We start from the raw sequence: 22,454 nt of genomic DNA on the forward strand, positions 1-22,454 counted from the left end.
TGATCGGAAGTTCCGAAAGAGGTGGCTTTAGAGCCATAATCAACGTCTCCCTGTTATTGATTTTGCAGATTTAGCGATCTGATTGCCGAAATTTTCCCGGGAGCCCACCGAGAACAACGACGCAACGGTCATGCTTCGCCGGTCTCGGTGGGTCCGGGGAGTTAGACCTGTTCCGTTCGCTCTATTCGGCTGCAAGCGCCAGTTTATGCACGTGAATCTCGTTGATCGGATGGCTTTCAGCTCCGATCACCCCAGGTCGGGAATGACGATACAATGACCGCCAGTAGGGCTGGATGATTGTGCCGTCATCCCGCATGAACTGTTCGATCTTTTCCATATGTCCACGCCGGGTCTCTGCATCGGCGATGGCCGAAGCTTCTTCCAGCATCGCATCAAACTGAGCACTCGCCAAACCGGTCTCGTTCCACGCCACGCCCGACTTATAGGCAAGCGTTAGAACCTGAACGCCCAAAGGTCGGTGCCCCCAATCGGTTGAACTAAACGGGTATTTGTTCCAGTCATTCCAGAAGGTGTTGCCCGGCAAAACCGTGCGTTTGACGTTCAGACCCGCATCGCGCAACTGGGCAGCCAATGCGTCTGTCGTGTTGCGGCGCCAGTCATCATCGATCGAGAAAATCTCATGCTCGTAGTCGAGCATGCCAGCTTCCTCCAACAAGGCCCGCGCGCCTTCGACATCGATTTCAGGGGCACCAATATCAGCATATTCAGGATGAATGGGGCAAACATGATGGTTTTCGCCCAATGTCCCGCGGTTGGCATAGCCCAGTTCCAACAAAACCGCGTTGTCGCAGGCCATCGCCAGCGCGCGACGAACGCTTGCATCGGCATAGGGTTTCACACCGTCAACCTCGGCATCGCGGTTCGTGCGCAGAACCATGGTATTCGCCGAAACAGATTCACTTTGGTTCCAACCGATGCTTTCGTAGATATCGACAAACTCTCCGACCGTTTCATAGGTCATGTCGATTTCTTCCGCCTCGGCGGCCGCGAGGTGTGCGGCACCATCCGTGCCGTAGTCAATGAACTCAATCCGATCCAGATAGGCACCTTCGCCCCACCACTCATGATCGGTGTTCTTTTCCAGAACGACCTTCTCGCCAACCAGATACTCGACCAACTTGTAAGGACCTGTGCCAACCGGATCACTCGCGGGATCACCGGACCATCCGTCGGGCACAATGGCTGCAGGATACTCAGTCACAGCCGGGATAATCGTGATGTCTGGCCGAGTCAGTTTTAGCTTAAGCGTCAGATCGTCGATGACCTCCAAGGCGCCATCTGCGGGTCCGTCACCAGTGTCATTCTGTAAGGATCCCATGCGCGCGGCCATCGAGTTTCCTTCCCAAGTGCCGTCACACCAACGTTTGAAATTATAAGCCACATCTTTCGCGGTAAGCGTTCCTCGCCCATCGTTCCAGTTTACGTTTGGGCGTATGTGCAGAAGGTACTCCGTTGCATCGTCGTTGACTTCCCAGCTTTCCAATAGCCGGGGCTCGAACGTTCCGTCCGCGTTGTATTGCACCAGATATTCCAGAAACCCTCGGACAGTGTTGCCAAGCTGCGGCCAATTGTAGAGTGGCGGATCAAGCTGCGCGCGAACGACCTGTTGAATACGCACTGTACCACCGGGTTGAATATTTGTTGCGGCTCGCGCTGGCTGAGACAGACCAATAATCGAATAAGCAGCCGATGCAGACAGCCCAAGCGCTGTAGCGCGTGTCAGAAATTCGCGACGGCTGAGTGTTCCGTCAGCCACCTCACCGGCATGCATAGCGATTGCTGGATGAATGGTCTGGTTGCGACTTTGTTTGGTCATCATTGGCTCCCGTGTTTCTACCACAGGGCTGCTTGAGCGCCCGTTGACACAGTTTTTGGTATAAAAGCGCTCCTTTTTGCAGTAGCTGAGTAATTATGGATGACATAAGCAGGATTAATACCAACCTAAGTCGCAATCTAGTGGCGCTTTATGCGTTCGAAATGGTTGCGAAGCATGGGAACTTCACGAGTGCCGGTGAGGCTCTTGGCTTGACACAGTCCTCGATCTCGCAACGGATCAAGGGTTTGGAGGTCGATCTGGGCGTGTTGCTTTTCAAAAGAGAGCACCGTGGTGTTTCACTGACTCACGAAGGCCTCAGGCTTCTTAATGTGGTCAGACCCGCAATGACACAAATGGGTTATGCGGTTGGGTCTTTGCTTGAGCGCAAAACCAAGCCCAGAGTTCGGATATCAGCCGATTTTGCGTTTTCTACTTTCTGGTTGCTTCCGCGTCTGGGTTATTTGCGAGAGGAAATCGGTGACGAAATCGAAATTCAGATTCTGGCCTCAACCGTACCGCCCGATCTGGATGATACTGATTGCGATATTCGGATCCATGTCACTCCCAAAGAGCAGATTAAAGCCGATGAAATATTACTTTTGGAAGAGGTGGTCGCCGCCGTTTGCAGTCCACAGCTATTAGAAAAGATTGGACCAATTCGTTCATCCGCCGATTTGTTGGACGCTCAACTTCTGAGTTTGTCGAAACCTGCGACCGCAGCTTGGCAAACTTGGCAAGGATGGTTTGATGCCTTGGGCGTAACGGGCGAAAGAAAGAAAAATTACATAAGCTTCAACAACTATGACATGGTCACCCAGGCTGCTTTGTCGGGCGATGGTGTCGCTTTGGGGTGGATTGGTCTGATAGATGATTTGCTCAAGAAAGGTTCGCTGGTTACCGTCACGAACGACATAGTTGCTAGCGACGCCGGCTATGTGATGTCACGTAGCAATGCCGACTCGGGCCGCGGACCTAAACTTGTTTTCGACTGGATCGCAGATCAAGTTCTCACAGCTTCTTCGATATAGCATTTGTCAGGCGTGCGGTCGAACGTAGTGCTTTGCCGAGCTCGGGTTGAAGAACTTCAATGCAGACGCGACTTCTAAGCATTTATGGAAAAAACGTAAGCTCACTGCGAAAGCAACGATCCTGCAGAGTCATTGATAGACCTGATGGGATGGTTGGATTCTGCCGCTACCGGCGTCATGATGCGCCATACTGCAGGAGCCGAAATCTGCATTGAGGATCCGTTACTCTGTATTCAAGACCTATCGTTTTCGGGCTGATGGCGTGATTCACGACCCGAGAAGGAGAGCGACTGGCAAGTCTTGCTCAAGCGACGCACCTAAAGCGTATGCATCACACAAGATGCTCAATCTCATCTATCTCAAGGCCCATCGCTCGGCGTCCGCTGAACCTGTCGCAACCACGGGTCAGTTCAGTGATTACCTCGGTACCCGCGCATTGGTCGTCACCCGTCCTAGTGTTGCATGTTTGCTCGGGAACAGAGGTTATGATGCGGATTGGTTCAGTGACGCTCTTATAAGCAAAGAGATCATTTTCCGCAGGCTCAAGGGCTGGTGGGGTGTCGCAACCACATGCGACAGATGACCGAATTTTGAGTATCCGCCACCGCCCCGCAACCATTGCCATCTTCTGGATATGAACCCTGCGCTCAGGCTTCAAAATTTGGATCTCAAAAATTGAAGCCTACAAACAGCTGGGCAGAAAGGCTGTCATCCGATTTGACAACAGGGCTGTCTGCGGCATCCCCCAACAGCTTGGAATATGTCGCAATCCCGGTCAGGCCCCAGTTTTTACCCAGCGGCTTGGCAAAGCCAAATTCGACATTCACGGATTTGAAACCTGAGCCGGCCGAATAGGTCTGCAACCCCGAACGGGCTGACTGTGTAGGCGTAACACCAAAAAAGGACTGGTTGTAGTTGCCGTCTGCCCAATCAGCCGAAATACCACCAATCAGCGCGAGGCCCCGTTCATCGACGGTGTCGCTGATGTTCGTGCCGGTAGGCAGCAACAGGCCCCTTACAACACCAAACGGAACTTCACTTTGCAGGCCAAAGGAAACCAAAGTGCCTTCGGAACCGGACAGAAACTTTTGCACGTCCGCAGTGGCAACAACACCGCCCAGATCATACTGGGTGCCAAGTGACAACACGGCCCCGTCGTCGATATCACCCAGCCCGTACAGGTAGGTGCTGTCGCTTTCCTTACGCCCACCGCCATAACCGACGGCCGCGGACAGCCGAAAACGTTCCTCGTCTACGACAAATACGCCAAGACCCTGCGGACCCACCAGAAAACGATTGCGGTAGACTATCTGAAAGCCGGGCAATGCCTCAGTCTTGTAGCGATCCGACCCTTCATATTCGGGTTCATACCCGACGCCTGCGCCGATGAAAAAGTCCCAGTCACCCCCATCATCTTCGTCGCCATATCCGCCGATATCCTGAGCATGTGCAGTGAGGGGTCCGGCGATGGCCGCAACCGCGATGGCGACGCGTAGGCGTGCCGGTGAAGAAAAGGTCATGATCTTCCTCAGTTCTGATTTTCGTTGGGGGTAAATTCGGCGCAATGTGTCTGCAAAGTTTGCCGACAAGAGGCTAAATTGTAATTGTTTGTCACAGTGGTATTGCAGTTGCAGACTGATTTTCGGGATTGCGTTGTATCCGGTCCCTAAGGCCCAGCATCACCGGGACAATCAGCAGGGTGATCACGGTGGCAAACAACAGTCCGAATGCAAGCGACACCGCCATCGGGATCAGGATTTGCGCCTGTTCAGAGGTCTCCCAAACCAGAGGTGCGAGCCCAACAAATGTTGTCACCGATGTGAGCAATATGGCCCTGAATCTGGCGGCACCGGCATCCGTGATGGCCTCGACATATCCCAGACCTTCGTCGCAACGGGCGCGATAACGGCTGGTCAGAACCAATGCGTCATTCACAACAACACCGCTAAGCGCGAGGATGCCAAAGAAGGACAAAAGGGAGATCGGGATACCAATAATCAGATGCCCCAGAATGGCGCCAACGATGCCAAATGGAATCGCACACATGATCACGACCGGATCCAGATAGGATCGCAGCGGAATTGCCAGCAGGGCGTAGATCGTCAGCAGAGCAAGGCCAAACCCACTGATGAGTTGCAGGGTTGCAGCGCTTTCCTGTTCGGCCTCGCCCGCGATTGTAATGCTCTGCCCCGGATTGTCCGATTGCAGGGCAGGAAAAATCGACGTTTGCAGATGCTCCAGAACCGCCTGAGGTGTGGTGATTTCGCGATCAACTTTCGCACTCAGGGTCAGAACACGCTGACCGTCGATGCGTTCAAATTGTTGCTGAGTTTCACGCGCGGTTACCCGTGCCACGCTGGTCAGTGGGATGATCCCGCCTAACGGGGTCGGGATCAGCACGCGGTCCAAATCGCTCTGCGTGTTTCTGGCGTCCCGTGGAAACCGAACCCTGAGGCTCACTTCATCTTCACCACGCTGAATTTTTTGCGCCTCAAACCCATAAACGCTGTTCCGCAATTCTGAAATGAGGCTCAGGTTGGTGATCCCCAGCCGCTCACCCAATGGTAAAACCTCGAACCCCAGTTCGATCACACTGTTGTCCAAGTTTGTTCTGATATCGTTAACCCCTCCGACCTCTTTCAGGGACTGGGTTAAGGTCTGCATCGCTTGTTCATTTCTAACTGGGTCCGCATTGCTAAGCTCTATGCGCAGATCCTCAAAATCGTCGTCATCTGTATAGAAGTTGAGCTGCGTGACCACGGCAGGTGATCGCGACGCCGCCCGCCAATCCGCGATGAAGTCGGCAGCAGAAAAACTGCGGCTGGTGCTGCTGGTCAGTTCGACGGTCATCTGCACCTCTTCCGCGCGGGTTGACGAGGTGTATCGGTTCAGAATGGGGGTTTCTTTCAACCCGTAACGTTGCTGATACAATTCTCCGGTTTGCACCAGGCTTTCCTCGAACAGTTGCGCCACGTCACGGGTTCTTGCAGAGGGCGTGCCACTTTCCAGCGTGACGCTCAAATAGACCTGCGAACTGTCACGTTCGGGAAAAAACTGCGTTGGGACGATGCCACGTGTTACCAGACCAATTGCTGCGACAAAGATCGCCAGCGCCACCATGAATGAAGCGGTCAGGTTGGTCACGGCCGTCCTGAGAATGGGAAGATAGGCTCGTTTCACGACCCAGCCCAGTGCATTGTCGATTGCTTTCTGGAGGCCAGCCCAGATGCGGGTCAGGCGGTTTTGAGGCTTGTCGTTACCAAGCCTGAGATGGGCAAGATGTGCGGGCAAGATCAGCTTGGATTCAACCAGTGAAAACAGCAGGCAGACAATCACTACAACGGCGATGATTTTGAACGGCCCACCAAAATCACCGCTGATCATTGTGAGCGGAAAGAATGCAGCCACCGTCGTCAGCACACCGAATGTGGCGGGTGTAGCGACCTCTAGCGCGCCCCGAACAGCGGTTTCGACCCCTCCCCCATCACATTCCTTGTGCGCATAAATGTTTTCGCCAATGACGATCGCGTCGTCGACAACGATGCCCAGGACGATAATGAAGCCGAAGGTCGTCAGATCATTCAGCGAATAGTCAAACCCTGTCGGCCCCAGAACATAAAGGGTTCCAGCAAATGAGATCGGAATGCCGACTGCCACCCACATCGCAACGCGTATGTTGAGAAACAGTGCCAGCATTACAAACACAAGACCCATCCCGATCAGAGCATTGCGGGACATCAGCGCCAGACGGTCACGGATATTCTTGGCCTCGTCCGACCAGGTCTCTAGCGTGACGCCGTTGGGAATGCGGCCTTCACCCTGCATCGTGTCAATATGGGCCGTGACACTATCCGACGCGGCCGTGATACTGTCCTTTCCGGTCAGCTGCACATCCAGCCTGATCGAGGGTTGACCATTGTAGATCGATATCACCGGGTCTTCGGCAAACCCATCTACGATTTTGGAAATGTCGCCAAGGCGAACCACGCCCCCTTGGGGAGATGAGCGGACGACCGTGCGCTCAAGCTCACTGCCATAATAAGCCTGATTTCGGCTTTGCAGAATGAAAGTGCCCCGCTCGGTCTCGAGCGATCCGGCGGACAGATTGACCGAGCGACCCCGAACCGCGTTGGCAACCTCATCAAAGGTGACGCCATAGGCCCGCATCTTGTCTTCACTCAGCTCGACCGTGATCTCATATCCCAGCGCCCCTTCGGTGATGACCTTGCTGATCGTAGGCAGTGACAGCAATTCACGGCGGATACGGCGCGCCGCTTCCTTGAGTGTCCTGTGATCCGCATGGCCCGAGACCTGAACGTGGATGACATGGCGATCTTCCTGCTCGGCCGCGATCGTGGTCTGATCAACCTGTGTCGGAAAGGTATTGATGGCATTCACACGCGCTTCGATGTCATCCTTGAGGCGATCCAGAGAGTATCCATCAACACTTCTGACACTCACCGTGGCTTCGCTGGCGGTGACAGTCGATGTGACCTCTTTGATCCCCGCTACGCCGCTGATTGCCTGCTCGACCTTGATGGCCGCACCTTCCTCGACATCGCTTGGCGAGGCGCCGTCAAAGGAAACCGTAACTGTGACCGTGCGCGGGTCCGAAGCCGGGAACCCCTCGGTCCGCATGTTCAGACCAGTGGTCAGACCCATCACAAGGATCGTGACCATCAACAAGTTCGCAGCTACCGGGTTGCGGGCAAACCATGCAATCCAGCCCTTGTCTTGGCCACCCGTCATTGCCCGGCACCGTTTTCGGCGAGGTTCAGGGTATCTGTTTCGCTCATGAACACCGGGGAAACTGCGGTGCCGTTCAAAAAGTTACGACTGGGCGGGGTCAGTCGCAATGTTGGCGGCCAATCGGAGCCCGGCGCGACAAAGGAGCGATCCCCCTGACTAAACACCGGTATCACCGGCATACGGCGCAGCTGATTGTCAAAATCCACGTGCCAGACAGCGCCATCGCGTCCGATCAGAGCGCGTGGAATTCCGATCAGATCCTCATAGCTGCGCCCATCCACTTCGGCGCGCAGGAACTGACCCGGCAAAAGCCCGTTCGGCTCCTTTACCGAGACGATCAGCTCAATCCAGCGATTGGTCGCGTCGATACGCTGTCCGACGCGTTCAACAACACCCTGCCATTCCCGGCCAGATTGGGTCGCGATCAGACGTACCCTGTTGCCGATCGGGCTGGACAGCCGCGCTGCCTCGGCCTCAGTCAGGGTCAGGACCACATCCATTTTCTGGGTGTCATAAAGCTCGACGACCTCATCACCCGATTGCAACAGGTCACCGGGCCCGACCGAACGCTTGAGAATGGCACCGTCAAATGGGGCAACGATGCGGGTCTGATCCAGAACATAGCGCGCCCGGTCCGCAGCCAGTCGCGCAGCGTTAAGGTCCGCACGCGCCTCCTCGAGCTGAGGCAGGCGCAGAACCAGCGGGTCGGGATCACCCTTATACCCGGCAGCGTCCCAGTTTTCCTGCGCAATCCTGGCGCGCTGTTCCTCTTCGGCCAGAACGCGACGTGCGGTAGCCAGTGCAGTGGTGCGATTGGCAAGATCAAGTTGCTGACCGGTATTTTCAATCTCGGCCAGAACATCGCCCTTTTGCACCAGAGCACCCACCAGTGCGGCGTCGGCAACCTGCGTAACCCGGCCACTGGTTTCAGCACGCAAGCTGATCTGCCACCGTGCCCGGGCCTGCCCAAACACGGTCAGGACATCCTGCTGGTGCGAGGCACGCAACACGTGAACGTCAACTTGCTGTCCCGTTGTCGCCGTATCACCAAGGGCCTGAGGAACCGGTTCGGGTTCATTTCCACTTGCAACGAATACGATGGCTGTAAGCAATGCCAATCCTGCGATTAAAAGCTTCATTTTATACCTCTTTTCCCAGTGCCAGGGCCAATGTGACGCGATTGCTGAGACGTGCGGAGCGGACCGCCAGTAGTTGCCCGCGAATGTCGAAAACGGCATTTTGCGCATTGAGCAGTTCGAGAATGCTGGTCAGCCCGGCCTGATAGCGCGTTTCAAACAGGTCCGCGGTGGTTCTGGCGTGTTCGACTGCCTTGCGAAGCTCTGCCTCACGCCCCCGTAGCAAACGTTCCTGATCAAGGGCCTGTTCCACCTCGGAAAAGGCGCGCAAGGCGGTTTGCAGATAGGTGATCCAAGCCTGATCAGCGCGGTTTCGCGAGGCGAGAATTTCGGTTTTCCGGCGGCTGCCATCAAAGACCGGCGCGGTCAGCTGACCTGCCAAAGTCCAGATAGTGGCACCGCTGAGCAGGTCAGAGAAGTCTGACGTCGTTGACCCCAATGATCCTGTCAGGCTGATCTGTGGCAGAAGGTCTTTCTGAGCGACTGAAATCCGTTTATCCGCTGCTTCAACCCGGGACCATGCCGCCCGCAGATCAGGGCGATTGGTCAGAACACTGGCCGGTACACCTGCGCGTGGCGCGGCGCCAATCCGGGGCAGACGAGGCGCACCTTTGATCATCGCGTCGGGATATTCACCAAGCAACAGCTCCAGCACCCGGGCCGCCTCATTTCGAGTACCCTGATTGGCCAGCAATACCTCTTGCGACAGAGCCACATCCCGGCGAATGGCCGACAGGTCGTCCAGAGATCCCACCCCTGCGCGATAGTCGCGTCGAACGAATTCCTCGCGCTGTTTCAAAGCTGCAAGGCGGCTGGATTCCAGTGATACGGCCTGAGAGGCGCGGGCATATTCGAACCAGCTCTGCATGACTTGCGCCGCGATCGAGGCGCGGACGGCCTGTAGCTGATCAGCCTCGGCAGATGCGTCGAGGCGCGCGGCTGATCTGCTATCGCGCAATCGGCCCCAGACATCTGCCTCCCAACTGACATCAAGCGACGGTCTGGAAGTTCCACCGGTAGGACCGCTGCCCCCTGTACGGGTGGTGTTGAATGAGCCGGAAACACTGGGCGACAGCGATGCACCCACAATCCGGGCATTGAAGCCGGCCAGCTCCATCTGCCGGGCAGCCAGCTGAACATCGGGATTGTTCTTCAAGGCGCGGTTCACGATACCCGTCAGCTGGGCATCGTCGAACAGGTCGTTCATCCCCTTGATCAGCGCTGTCGGGCCGCTCTGCCCGGCGGCAAATTGCGCAGGTGGCTGCAACACGGCCTGCGCGTTGCGGTCCGGGGGCGGGGCGAACTCTGCGCAGCCCGTCAGCACCAGAGTGAGGGCGCCTGTGATCAGATATCTTGACTTCATGCCGCCTACCTAGGCAGCGGTTGTCGCCGGTGTTTGTCAGGGAAAACGAAAATTGTATCAAACTGTATCAGCATCCCGCGTTGAGGCATTTTGATACATAACGGCGTTTGCATACCGCAGTCGCTGCGTTATGCCCGTAAAAACCCAGAGCCAACCGTCCGGATATATGTCTAACCAGCACCTTCTCATCGTTGACGACCACCGCAACATCCGCGAGCCATTGGCCGAGTTCATTCGCAAACACGGATACCGTGTCAGTCAGGCGGCCAACGGTCAGGAGGCGTTTGCCGTTCTCAGGCGCGAGGAAATTGATCTGGTCATCCTCGATATTCTCATGCCGGGCGAAAGCGGGCTGGATGTCTGCCGTCGTATTCGCGAGACAATCGGTACTCCGGTGATCCTGCTGACAGCTGTGTCAGACGACATGGACAAGATCATCGGCCTTGAGATGGGCGCAGATGATTATGTCACCAAACCCTTTAACCCGCGCGAACTGGTGGCGCGCATCAAGGGTGTCTTGCGCCGCGCAAACGCGCTGCCGCGCACATACTCCAAGCTCGAGGCCGGATCGATCCGGTTTGGCGACTGGCTGCTGAATACCAACACCCAGACATTGACCAATGACAGGGTGCCCGATCAGACTACGGAACTGAGCAGCATCGAGTTTCGTCTTCTAACCACGTTTCTGCGCCACCCGCGCATTCTGATGACCCGCGATCAACTGCTGGATCATGTCAGCAATCGCACCGCCACAGTGTTTGACCGCAGCATCGACAATCAGGTCAGCCGACTGCGCCGCAAAATCGAAACCGACCCCAAAAAACCGCGATACATCAAAACAGTCTGGGGTGGCGGATATCTGTTTTCGTGTGACGTGGTTAAGATATGAAATGGCGCCCCAAAACGCTGGCGGGTCAGTTCCTGGTCCTGATGGTCGGCTCGGTCATGCTGGCGCAAGTGCTAATGCTTGCCACTTTCATGGTCGAAACAGACGGCAAGATTGATCAGTACGAGCGGACCTATGTCCTTGGCCGGATCGCCGCTGTTTACAAATCAAGCACCTATATGAGCCACGAAGAGCGTGAGCAACTTTTTGAGAACGTATCCAATCCGGATATTGTCTTTGGCCTTGGGCTTCAGTCCCGCGGGGTTCCGCTTGAACAATCAGATGAGGAAGTTCTCAGAGGATTGCGCGAGTTCCTCGACGCGCCCATCCAGATCGCATCCCAACCCGTCAGCCTATGGGACATTATCCGGTTCTGGTATCAGGATGAAGAAGAAAACTGTTTTCTTCTGCTGACGGAATCTCTGAGATCATCGGATTGCCCCTACTGGGAGGCATTTGTAAAGTACGATGATGGAAGCTGGTTATCAGCTGTCGGCCCGCCTTCTCCCGAGGCACCGGTGTTGCTGGCGCCTGTGATTTTTTCGGTGTTTCTGACGATCATCGGGATCACCATTGTTGTTGCACTCGTCACGCGCCGACTAACGGCCCCCTTGCGCGAGCTCTCGAACTCAGCAGATCTGGTCGGCCGTGGCGAAGATATCGACCCCCTGCCCGAGACCGGACCGCGCGAACTGTCGTCGGTGATGACTGCCTTCAACACGATGCAGGAACGCACCCATCGTTTCATTCAGGACAGAACGACCATGCTGGCGGCAATCAGCCACGATCTGCGTACTCCGATCACGTCACTTCGGCTGCGGGCAGAGTTCATCGAAAATGAAAAGCTACAGGGTCAGGTGATCGAGACACTCGATGACATGCAGACAATGGTCGAAAGTTTCCTGACCTTTGCCAAACAGGACATCAGCGAAGAGAAACTGCAAGAGTTCGATCTGGTTGCCATGCTCAATGCGATAGCGGCCGAAACCAAAGGCATGGCATTTACGTCATCGGTTGAAACCTGTCTCTATCTGGGTCGCAAGGTGAGTATTCGACGGGCTATATCTAACCTTGTTGGCAATGCCATCAAATATGGCCACGAAGCTCGGGTCCGGCTTGAATTAGACGAAAAACGCGTTTGCATCACAATCGAAGATAGTGGCGATGGCGTGCCTGAAGACAGGTTCGAAGAGATTTTCACCCCATTCACCCGCTTGGATCAAGCGCGTTCGGTCACCGAAGGTTCAGTTGGTCTCGGGCTGTCGATCGCACGTTCGATTGTGCGCAAACACGGTGGTGATCTGATCCCTTCAAATCTGGAGCGCGGGTTTCGGATCTCAGCAATTTTGCCGCTGTAACATCAAACAGACTGTGTCTTTCCCTCTAGGAGGAAAGGAAACTCGCTTGATCTGGTTAAGGAGCACCAAGGTTCTGTCGCATGACTATCACGGAATCAAAAAACATCAACGTTGAAGACGGAGCCTTCAGCATACCAAAGGCCCTCGTCATACTTGGCGATACGATCTCGGACTAGTCGACAGCCAGCTCTGTGATTTCCCTGCGGAATGGCAAGGCATCACCGATATCCGGCCCGTCCAGTTCACGTGCATATCGATGACCCGCATAGGTCGCCCAGGCAATCGGACCCGGAGCGCTTGCATCGCCCACAATCTTCACCGACTTGATCCCAGCGTCATTCCATTCGGAACGCCGCTGCAGCAAGTTTTCGTAGACGCTGTCATTACCAAGTCTGGAAGCAACCATGACAACGGCATCCGCTTCGATCTTCCAGGTCCGGTCTGTATAAGTACAGTTCGAAACCACGTGATCTTTGTGCACTTCGGTGATGCCCTGGTTCAGAACAATCTCGACGCCGGCCCCAACCAAACGCGGATGGATGGCAACCTGTTCCAGCGTATTGTTGGTCCAGTCGCTGACATAGGCTGACGGCGTCACCAATGTCACCTGCGCACCATTCTTGGCAAGAAGCTCTGCCAGAACACCGCCCATATAGTAATGATCATCATCGTAAACCACGACGCGGCCAGATGGGATGTTACCGTCCATAAGATCATCCGGAGTAAGCACAGTAGCCCCTTCGGCAATCGGCATGGGAACAACGTGCTGACGCGATACTCCGTCCCGGCGCCAAGTCGAACCGGTCGCGATGCAAATGTTCTCGAACCCGAACTCAAGGATACTGTCTGCATCCAGTTCGCTCTCCCGATAGATTTCGACATTCGGTCGCTGCTGCAATTGGTATTCGCGGTAGTCCACGACCCGCCCCCAAGCACTGAGCCCCGGCAAGGTGCGTTCACGGGTAACGCGACCACCAATCACATCTTTTGCTTCGGCAACGGCAACATCATAACCCCGGCGACTAAGCGCCCAGGCCGCTTCAAGCCCCGCAGGCCCCGAACCAACGATTAAAACGTTGGAGCTGGCCCCTTTGTCATTCATCTTTTCAGGGTGCCAACCTTTGCGCCATTCCTCCATGAAAGTCGGATTCTGTGTGCAGCGGCTGATCGACATGGTCATGTCACCAGTGATGCAGATGTTACAACCGATGCACTCGCGGATATCATCTATCCGGCCTTCCTCGACCTTTTTCGGCAGGAAAGGGTCCGCAATCGAAGGGCGTGCGCAACCTATGAAATCCAGCGTGCCGGACTTGATCATCCGGGCCATCACGTCCGGTGAAGTGAAACGACCAACGCCAACGATAGGCTTGTCGGTCAATTCGTGAATACCGCGTACAAGCTGTTCCTGTGCCGCCTCTTCCTTGAACCGTGACGGCCCCGAGCAATCTTCCCAGGTACCTTGCGCCAGATCCCAGAGATCAGGCAGGTCCTTGTTCATTTCGATATAATCGCGCACTTCAGCGTTCGAAAAACCCAGTTCGCCGATTGTTTCGTCCAACGACACCCGCAACGTAATCGCCATTGTATCGCCGACAGCATCGCGCATGTCCGCAATGACTTCCTGACTGAACCGGGCGCGGTTTTCCAGGCTGCCGCCGTATTCATCGCTGCGTTGATTGGTGGCGCGGCTCAGGAAGTGTTGGAATATGCCAAACCCATGCGCGCCGTAGAGGCAGATGAGATCAAAGCCAGCCTCTTTTGACCGTTTCGCTGCGTTCACGAACCAGCGGCGCAAGTCCTTGATATCCGATTTTGACAACGCCCGTGCCTGCACCGGGTCGTTGGTAAAGGTCCGGATTGGCAGGGCGGACGGCGCTAATGGAACCTCTTTTGTATACAGGTTCGGCCCGTTGATGCCCGAATACGCCAGCTGAATACCGGCCAGCGCGCCGTGGGTCTTCATCTTTTCCGACATTTTGCGCAGCTGCGGGATGTCCTTGTCCTCCCACAGGCGCAGTTCGATGAAAGGCGTGATTTCCGAGGTATGGTGCATCTCGCACTGTTCGGTAAAGATCACGCCCCAACCACCCTCGGCCTTTATCCCGCGCATGGCAGCAGCAGCGGACGGATCGCGATAGCCCCCACCATTACAGTGCGGCACCTGATAAAAGCGGTTCTTGGCAGTCAGTGGGCCAATTTTCATTGGTTCGAACAGAACATCGTAGCGTGGGTCACGCATGCTGGATCTCCCTTGGACATCTGGCGGGGTGATCTCCACTTGGCGTTTCCGGATCCGGGCTTTCATCGCCACAACCACGTCAGGCTGGATTTATACCCCTGTTATGTGCCAGTAATCCTAATTCATCTCACATTTAGGGGTATATACCCCCAGAGAGGTATGAATTGGCGAACCAGTCTCCAGCACCTGATCTTCTGGCAGCGGCTATTCTTGCAATTGAAACACAGACTTTCCCGCAGGAGCTGCACAATTGGTTGGCCAGGTCCTGTCGTTTCGACAACATCACAATCCTGGCTTTTTTCGAGAACCAGGAACCCGAGGTGTTTCTGACTCACGCTTCCGAAGGACGTGTATTCGAACGGATCGGGAGCCACTATGTAAACGGGGCCTATCTGCTGGATCCATTCTACGGATTATTCCGGAAAGGTACGCGTGATGGCCTCTACCGGTTGGCCGATGTGGCGCCGGATCAGTTTCAACGCAACGAATACTATAAATCCTATTATGAACGCACCACGTTGGTGGATGAACTGGCATTCTATTGCAGCCCCTCTCCGGGCGTTGGCGTGACAGTTTGCATTGGCCGGGACGCAACCACCGCGTCAAAGTTTTCATCGCGCGATATTGCCAGCGCACGTCACATAGCGCCGGTTGTCAACGCTCTGGTCAGAAAGAACTGGCGTAAACTCTGTTCAGCGAATGACAGATCGCCGGAAAGCACGGTAGAGTCTCTGCGTGACCGGCTATCGGCTGAAAAAGACATCTCCCTCAGCGCACGACAATCAGAAATAGCGTTGCTGATCCTGCAGGGGCATTCATCTATTTCTATTGGTCTGACCTTGGGGATCAGCCCGCAGACCGTAAAGGTCATCCGCAAGCAATTATATAAGAAATGCCAGATTTCATCTCAGGGCGAACTTTATTATCTGATCGCACCGTTTCTGTCTCAGTTCCGTTAACCCCTACGGAAACATGCAGGAAATCTACCAGATTAGTCACAGCCTAACTAAGGGTAAGTTAGACAGTAATTTCGCCTGTTTTGAAGTTGTGAAATTTTATCCCTGAAACGCGCTAGGCGTGCTGGACCGGCACGAAAATCCACGAACAGGTGGAGCCACGATGTCGAGGTTCAGGCCTAAAACAGGGTCTGTTTCCGCTGTCGGTATTTGGTTGTTTTCTCGTTTGTCCGCCCATTCAGCGGAGCGAGAAGTGCCAAATCGGCTTGGTCCGGCTTTCAAGCCGTCATCGGTCCTATGGACCGGCCGAGAACATTAAAAGGGAACCGAAAAATGGCATTGGAGAGAACGGACACGCTGGTTGTTGGCGGAGGTCAGGCAGGGATCGCTCTGAGCGAACACCTGGGAAAAAACAATGTGCCCCATCTTGTGCTGGAAAAGAACCGCATCGCCGAAGCGTGGCGAACGGGGCGTTGGGATGCACTGGTTGCGAATGGACCGGCTTGGCATGATCGCTTTCCCAATCTTGATTTCAAAGGGGATGACCCTGACGCATTCGTGACCAAGGACCGGGTTGCCGAATACCTTGTAGAATACGCCGAAATGGTCGACGCACCAATTCGTGAGGGCATCGAGGTCCTCAAGGCTGAACGCCTTCCGGGTGAAGGCGGGTTCCGTGTTGAAACTTCTGCAGGAGCAATTGAGGCAAAACGCATTGTTGCGGCGACCGGTGCATTCCAACACCCTGTCATTCCACCAATCGTTCCCGAGACCGCAGGTGTCGAGCAACTGCATTCCTTCTACTACAAGAACCCAAGCCAGCTGAAAGAAGGCGCTGTGATGGTTGTTGGCGCCGGTTCGTCAGGTGCCCAGATCGCGGATGAGCTGAACCGTGCTGGCCGCAAGGTGTTCCTGTCGGTAGGTCCGCATGATCGGCCTCCGCGCCGGTACCGTGGGCGCGACTTTGTCTGGTGGTTGGGTGTTCTGGGCCTGTGGGACATGGCAGCGATGAAACCCGGTACCGAGCATGTCACGATCTCGGTCAGCGGCGCCTATGGCGGCCATACGATGGATTTCCGCCGTCTGGCAGGTGAAGGCGTGACTCTTGTCGGCCTGACTCAGAGTTTCGAAAACGGCGTGCTGAGCTTTGCTGATGACCTTCAGAAAAACGTCGCCGCCGGAGACGCGAACTATCTCGAAATGCTCGATGCAGCAGATGCCTATGTAGACCGCACCGGGCTAAACCTGCCCGAAGAGCCCGAAGCGCGACAGTCCTGGCAAGATCCCGATTGTCTGACCAATCCGCTTGCATCAATCGACCTTGCCAAGGAAGGCATTACCACAATCATCTGGGCAACAGGCTTCCGTCAGGATTTCAGCTGGATCAAGGCAGATGCTTTTGACGAACGGGGCGCTCCAATCCATCAGCGAGGGGTTTCGGTTGAGCCGGATATCTATTTCCTGGGGCTGCCATGGCAGTCACGCCGCGGATCAACCTTCATCTGGGGCGTATGGCATGATGCAAAGTACATCGCAGACCAGATCGCAATCCAGCGGGCCTATCAGGACTATGACGGTGAAGCGGCCATCGTTTCCACCGCCGCTGAATAACACCGAAAATCAGGATACCAAAATGGCCCACACCCGCATTCGCAAGTTCAACACATCGGATACCTATCCGGAGCAGAACCTGGACAACGACCTGTGTCAGGCCGTCGTGACCCAAGGAGGCAAAACAGTCTACCTGCGCGGCCAATGCCCACAAAATCTGGACGATGCCGTCAACATCGACAGCCACGACCCGGTCGAGCAAACCCACAAGGTCATGCAGAACATCCGCCAATTGATCGAAGAGGCCGGCGGTTCGATTGAACATCTGGTCAAGGTGGTCGTCTATATCACCGATGTTCGCCATCGCGAGGCGGTGTATCGCACGATGGGCGAATACATCAAAGGCGTGCATCCGGTCTCGACCGGTCTGGTGGTTCAGGCATTGGCACGCCCCGATTGGCTGGTCGAAATTGACGGCACCGCTGTCATTCCCGATTGATCAGCTCAGCTGATCAGAACGACCGGGCCGCGCCCCTCTCCCCTTCGTCGCGGCCCGGTTGCGAACTCGTATCTAGCAGGAGATTTGCATGACCTTTTCTCTGGTCGCTCGCTGCCCGGACACCGGTATGTTCGGGTTGGCAATTTCATCTTCTTCACCTGCTGTCGCTGCACGCTGTTCGTTTGCGCGCGCAGGTGTCGGGGCTGTGGCGTCACAGAACGTGACGGACCCCAGCCTTGGCCCTTTAGCACTGGACTTGATGGAACAGGGTCTTTCGGCACCCCAGGCGGTTGAAGAAGTCAAGAAGCGCGGAAATTTCATCGAGTATCGACAGGTTTTGGCGATAGATTCCCAAGGGCGGACCGCCATCCATTCGGGTCCGAATTCATTGGGAATCTGGACTCAGGCGCAGGGCGAAAACGTCGCTTCTGGTGGGAACCTATTGGACAACGATGGCGTTCCACAAGCAATCGTCGACGGATTTCTGGCGTCGTCAGGTCATATTGGCGATAGGTTGATTGCAGCTATGCAGGCTGCTTTGGCGGCTGGCGGCGAGGCGGGGCCGGTCCATTCAGCGGGCATGAAGATCGTCGACAAGGTCAGCTGGCCCGTCGCCGATCTGCGCTGCGACTGGACCGAGGACTGCCCCATCGAAAACATCGCCACGGCCTGGGACATCTACAAACCGCAGCTGGACGCCTACATCCAGCGCGCGCTCGATCCGCGTGAGGCGCCGTCTTACGGCGTTCCCGGAGACGAATAATCAGGGAGAAGACCATGTTGGACAATACGCACGAAGACTGGAAAGCCCGCGCGGCCAACCTCTCAATCCGCGGGCAGGCATTTATCGACGGTAAATTTGTCGACGCCGCATCCGGTAAGACTTTCGACAGCATAAACCCTGCAAACGGCGAAGTCCTGGCGCAGGTCGCCGAGGGCGATGCAGAAGACATCAATCGGGCCGTGGCGGCAGGACGCAGGGCTTTTGAAGATGGCCGCTGGTCGCGCATGGCACCAGGCGATCGTAAGACCATTTTGCTCAAGCTGGCCGATCTGATCCGTGCAAACTTAGAAGAGATGGCCCTGCTCGATAGTCTGGACATGGGCAAGCTGGTGACCGATGCGGTGACCATCGACGCGCCGGGGTCTGCGCATTTCTTTCAGTGGTATGCTGAAGCAATCGACAAGATCTATGACGAAGTTGCCCCCACCGGTCCCGGTGATCTGGCCCTTGTGTCGCGTGTACCTTTAGGGGTGGTCGGCGCTGTCACGCCGTGGAACTTTCCCCTGGATATGGCGACATGGAAAGGCGCCGCTGCACTGGCAGCCGGAAACTCGGTTGTATTGAAACCCGCCGAACAGTCACCTTTGTCCGCGCTGCGTCTAGCAGAGCTGGCTGCCGAAGCCGGTGTGCCTGATGGTGTATTCAACGTGGTGTCGGGATTTGGCGTCACCGCAGGTAAAGCACTGGGTCTGCATATGGATGTGGATTGTCTTGCCTTCACCGGATCGACCGCAATCGGCAAAATGTTCATGCAATACTCTGGCCAATCCAACCTGAAACAGATCTGGCCTGAAACCGGTGGCAAAAGCCCGAACCTGATCTTCGCTGATTGCGAGGATCTGGACGCTGCGGCCGACATGGCGGCCTTTGGCATCTTCTTCAATCAAGGTGAGGTCTGTTCGGCCAATTCGCGTCTTTATGTCGAGCGCTCGATCAAGGACGTTTTTGTCGAGAAGATGATTGCACGCGCGCAGGCCATGCAGCCCGGCGATCCGCTGGATCCGGCCTCAAAGATGGGTGCCATCGTGGATGAAAAGCAAACACAAGGCATCATGCGCTTTGTCGAGGAAGGCAAGAAAACCGCAAACCTTGTTGCTGGCGGTGAACGGGTCACCGTAGATGGAAAAGGCTGTTTCATTGCACCCACGATCTTTGATGATGTGAGCCACGACAATCCGTTGGCGCGCGATGAGATTTTTGGTCCTGTCCTGTCGGTTATACCCTTCGACAGCGAAGACGAAGCTGTTGTGATGGCCAACGACTCGATCTACGGGCTGGCAGCGTCTGTCTGGACCGACAACCTCAGCCGGGCCTGCCGGGTCTCGGATAAGCTGATGGTCGGCACGGTATCGGTCAACACAGTAGATGCATTGTCCGCTCAGACCCCGTTTGGCGGCATGAAACAGTCTGGCTTCGGACGGGATTTGTCATTGCATTCCCTTGAGAAGTATACTGCTTTGAAAACAACTTGGATCAAGTACAAGGCTTGATCCTCGAACCTCAGGGATACGGCCTTGCCTTTCAGATACACTCTGCGCCAACTTGAATATTTCGTGGCTGTGGGAAAGGCTGGCAGCATCTCGGCCGCAAGCGAGGTCCTTAATGTTTCGTCGCCGTCGATTTCGGCGGCGATAAACCAATTGGAGGCCGAATTTGGTCTGGATCTGTTTGTACGCGAACACGCCCGGGGCCTGTCGCTGACCAAAGCCGGTCACAAATTCCTGGAACGAACCGAGTTTGTGCTGCGAGAAGTGGAGCTTCTGTCGACACTCGCCGGCGATATTACCGGCAAAGTTCAGGGCATCCTGTCGGTCGGCTGTCTGGTTACCTTTGCACAGATCGTCCTGCCTGGGCTTCGTCGCGGTTTTGAAGAACTTTATCCCGATGTTCGTATCGAACAGCGCGAGCTCAATCAGGCGGATATCTTCAGTCAACTACGCCGCGCAGAGCTTGATATCGCACTGACTTACGATCTCGATATTCCCGCAGATCTCAAATTTCTGCCATTGCTTGATCTGCCACCTTACGTCGTCTTGTACGAAGGGCACCCGTTCGCGCAACGCGAAACGCTTTCCATAAGTGATCTGAAAGACTCGCCAATGGTGCTCTTGGATCTGCCCTATAGCAGCGACTATTTCCTGTCTTTCTTCCGTCAGGCGGATATCAAACCCAATGTGGCCGAACGCACCAGCGATATGTCGGTCATGCGCAGTCTGGTCGCAAACGGATATGGGTTCTCAATTGCCAACGTCAGACCGCTGAATAACCTGTCCCCGGATGGAAAAAAGTTGATTTTCGTACCATTGACCGGCGATCTGAGGCCAATGAAATTCGGATTGCTCAAGGCACGGATCGAAAATGAAACCAACACCATGGCGGCATTCATAGACCATTGTAAAACCACGGTCGAAGCGGGAAATTTACCCTTTCTGCAAACCACTTCTACCAGTTGATCAGCACGCATTGCAGTTCGATTTTTCCTAATCAGTAGTTTGGGTAATCCAGTTTTATGAATCTACCAGAGGCTTTAGACTGGTAACCCAGAATTGTGCCAAAGCACTCTGTATTAAATTACTCTGTTCGCCCCAAAGCGGATGGAGAATAGCAACAATTAGGTTCAAACTGGCCTCAATCACATGACGACAACTTTAGATCTGCTCGACAAGCTAATAGCGTTTGACACCGTCAGTAAAAACTCGAACCTCGAGTTGGCCGCTTTTGTCGAGGACTATCTCGAGCAACGTAGTTTTACCGTGCATCGTATAACCGATCCATCCGGCGACAAGACAGGTCTCTATGCAGAAAAAGGGCCCGATGGCGATGGGGTTCTGCTTTCAGCCCATACAGACGTTGTGCCGGTCGAAGGGCAAAGCTGGACCAAAGATCCCTTCCGCCTGACGCGAGAAGGTAGTCGTGTCTACGGGCGTGGGACTACGGACATGAAGGGCTACGTCGCTTCAGTCTTGTCTCTGGCTGATCGTGCAGAGGCGTCAAAGCTGCGAGAACCGCTCAAGATCGTTCTCTCTTATGACGAGGAGGTTGGCTGCGTCGGTATTCAGCAAATGCTGGAACGCCTGGCTCCGATGCTTGGACAACCGCGCGCCTGTTTCGTGGGTGAACCGACCGAGATGCAGGTCGCGATAGGTCACAAAGGCAAGGCTGCGTTGCGGGCAATATGTCATGGCCAGAACGGCCATTCCGCACTGGCCCCCAACTTTGTAAACGCACTGCATTTGGCGACCGATTTTGTGTCCGAACTGCGCAGCTTGCAAAAGGCGTTTGAGTCAAACGGCAACACCGATCCGGCCTACTCAGTGCCCTACACCACATTACATGTTGGAATGCTGTCAGGCGGCAAAGCGCTTAATATCGTTCCGGACAGAGCCGAGTTGACCTTTGAGTACCGGCATCTGGCTTCTGATCGCGGAAAAGACATACTCGACCAGATCCAGGCAGCGGCCGAGCGGGTAAGTGCATCCTACCGTCCCCGCTTTGCCGAGGCACGTGTTGAGGTCGAGCAGTACAATGCATATCCAGGGCTGGATGTTGCGGAAACCGAGGCTGTTATTGCCTATGCCCAAAAGCTCGCGCAAAGCAACGCAACGACCAAGGTCGCCTTCGGAACCGAGGCCGGGTTCTTCAGCGAACTGGGTATTCCAACCATTGTTTGCGGCCCGGGCTCGATGGAGGGTCAGGGGCACAAACCGGACGAGTATCTCGAGCTTGCACAATTGACCGCCTGTGACGCGATGATGGATCGTATTCTCGAAGACCTGAGCCTGTAGATGACTTTGGAAATGTTGCAGGATTTCGTACTGGCCGATGGGATTGGCTTGATAGGTTCAATCATCATCGTATGCGCCTATTATCTGGCAACTCGCGGCATACTGCCCGCCGACAAGGTGCTGTTTAACGCCTGCAACATCGTGGGTGGCGCTTTGGTGATGGTGTCCTTGATCTATCGCCCGAACCTGGGTGCGATCGTGATCGAAGTGATGTTTCTATTAATCGCCGTTTTAGCAATCTGGCGGAATGTGCGCAGCGCGAACTGATCCGCGCCGCGAC

The 22,454-nt window shown here is 55.3% G+C and carries 17 protein-coding genes; 11 read left to right on the plus strand and 6 right to left on the minus strand.

What is annotated here, in order from left to right; genetic code table 11:
* Window positions 1–181: 181 nt before the first annotated feature.
* Window positions 182–1,837: an ABC transporter substrate-binding protein gene (locus E1297_RS14400; protein ID WP_155139300.1), complete on the minus strand. Its 1,656-nt coding sequence runs from the start codon at window positions 1,835–1,837 to the stop codon at window positions 182–184.
* Between the two features lie 95 nt (window positions 1,838–1,932).
* Here E1297_RS14400 and E1297_RS14405 point away from each other — a divergent pair, with 95 nt between their 5' ends.
* The gene (locus E1297_RS14405) at window positions 1,933–2,865 is read left to right on the plus strand and encodes a LysR family transcriptional regulator (protein WP_155139302.1); all 933 of its coding nucleotides are present in this window, start codon (window positions 1,933–1,935) and stop codon (window positions 2,863–2,865) included.
* 668 nt (window positions 2,866–3,533) lie between these two features.
* Here E1297_RS14405 and E1297_RS14410 read toward each other — a convergent pair.
* The 4 genes from E1297_RS14410 to E1297_RS14425 all read right to left on the minus strand — a co-directional run bounded on the left by E1297_RS14410 (window position 3,534) and on the right by E1297_RS14425 (window position 10,113).
* Entirely contained in the window at window positions 3,534–4,385 is an 852-nt protein-coding gene (locus E1297_RS14410) for a MipA/OmpV family protein (protein ID WP_155139304.1), read from the minus strand.
* Between the two features lie 91 nt (window positions 4,386–4,476).
* The gene (locus E1297_RS14415; protein ID WP_155139306.1) at window positions 4,477–7,614 is read right to left on the minus strand and encodes an efflux RND transporter permease subunit; all 3,138 of its coding nucleotides are present in this window, start codon (window positions 7,612–7,614) and stop codon (window positions 4,477–4,479) included.
* On the minus strand, window positions 7,611–8,753 hold the full coding sequence (locus tag E1297_RS14420; protein WP_196223318.1) for an efflux RND transporter periplasmic adaptor subunit: 1,143 nt from the start codon (window positions 8,751–8,753) through the stop codon (window positions 7,611–7,613). The genes E1297_RS14415 and E1297_RS14420 overlap by 4 nt, the downstream gene beginning before the upstream one ends.
* Before the next feature lies 1 nt (window position 8,754).
* Window positions 8,755–10,113 carry an efflux transporter outer membrane subunit gene (locus tag E1297_RS14425; protein WP_155139311.1) on the minus strand — a complete coding sequence of 453 codons (1,359 nt, stop codon included), beginning with the start codon at window positions 10,111–10,113 and terminating at the stop codon, window positions 8,755–8,757.
* A gap of 166 nt (window positions 10,114–10,279) precedes the next feature.
* Between E1297_RS14425 and E1297_RS14430 the strand changes: the two genes are divergently transcribed.
* Together E1297_RS14430 and E1297_RS14435 are read left to right on the plus strand one after the other, a co-directional pair.
* A complete protein-coding gene (locus E1297_RS14430; RefSeq protein WP_155139314.1) occupies window positions 10,280–11,002 on the plus strand; it encodes a response regulator in 723 nt (240 codons plus the stop codon).
* Window positions 10,999–12,357 (plus strand): ATP-binding protein, encoded by a 1,359-nt coding sequence (locus tag E1297_RS14435; protein WP_155139316.1) that lies wholly within the window; start codon window positions 10,999–11,001, stop codon window positions 12,355–12,357. The genes E1297_RS14430 and E1297_RS14435 overlap by 4 nt, the downstream gene beginning before the upstream one ends.
* A gap of 172 nt (window positions 12,358–12,529) precedes the next feature.
* Here the strand turns inward: E1297_RS14435 and E1297_RS14440 are convergent, their stop codons facing one another.
* The gene (locus tag E1297_RS14440; RefSeq protein ID WP_155139318.1) at window positions 12,530–14,599 is read right to left on the minus strand and encodes an NAD(P)-binding protein; all 2,070 of its coding nucleotides are present in this window, start codon (window positions 14,597–14,599) and stop codon (window positions 12,530–12,532) included.
* A 164-nt stretch (window positions 14,600–14,763) separates the two neighbouring features.
* Here E1297_RS14440 and E1297_RS14445 point away from each other — a divergent pair, with 164 nt between their 5' ends.
* The 8 genes from E1297_RS14445 (at window position 14,764) to E1297_RS14480 (ending at window position 22,441) form a co-directional block, all read left to right on the plus strand.
* Window positions 14,764–15,558, plus strand: coding sequence for a helix-turn-helix transcriptional regulator (locus E1297_RS14445; RefSeq protein ID WP_155139320.1), 795 nt, complete (start codon window positions 14,764–14,766; stop codon window positions 15,556–15,558).
* Between the two features lie 330 nt (window positions 15,559–15,888).
* The gene (locus tag E1297_RS14450; RefSeq protein WP_155139322.1) at window positions 15,889–17,166 is read left to right on the plus strand and encodes an NAD(P)/FAD-dependent oxidoreductase; all 1,278 of its coding nucleotides are present in this window, start codon (window positions 15,889–15,891) and stop codon (window positions 17,164–17,166) included.
* A 22-nt stretch (window positions 17,167–17,188) separates the two neighbouring features.
* Entirely contained in the window at window positions 17,189–17,605 is a 417-nt protein-coding gene (locus tag E1297_RS14455) for a RidA family protein (RefSeq protein WP_155139324.1), read from the plus strand.
* A gap of 88 nt (window positions 17,606–17,693) precedes the next feature.
* A complete protein-coding gene (locus tag E1297_RS14460; protein ID WP_155139326.1) occupies window positions 17,694–18,368 on the plus strand; it encodes a DUF1028 domain-containing protein in 675 nt (224 codons plus the stop codon).
* Between the two features lie 14 nt (window positions 18,369–18,382).
* Window positions 18,383–19,879: an aldehyde dehydrogenase gene (locus E1297_RS14465; RefSeq protein WP_155139327.1), complete on the plus strand. Its 1,497-nt coding sequence runs from the start codon at window positions 18,383–18,385 to the stop codon at window positions 19,877–19,879.
* Between the two features lie 24 nt (window positions 19,880–19,903).
* Window positions 19,904–20,842: a LysR family transcriptional regulator gene (locus tag E1297_RS14470; RefSeq protein ID WP_155139329.1), complete on the plus strand. Its 939-nt coding sequence runs from the start codon at window positions 19,904–19,906 to the stop codon at window positions 20,840–20,842.
* Window positions 20,843–21,025: 183 nt separating this feature from the next.
* Window positions 21,026–22,174 carry an acetylornithine deacetylase gene (gene argE, locus E1297_RS14475; RefSeq protein WP_155139331.1) on the plus strand — a complete coding sequence of 383 codons (1,149 nt, stop codon included), beginning with the start codon at window positions 21,026–21,028 and terminating at the stop codon, window positions 22,172–22,174.
* On the plus strand, window positions 22,175–22,441 hold the full coding sequence (locus tag E1297_RS14480) for a hypothetical protein (protein ID WP_155139334.1): 267 nt from the start codon (window positions 22,175–22,177) through the stop codon (window positions 22,439–22,441).
* Window positions 22,442–22,454 lie beyond the last annotated feature (13 nt).

The sequence above is a fragment of the Roseibium sp. RKSG952 genome (genome assembly GCF_009711355.1).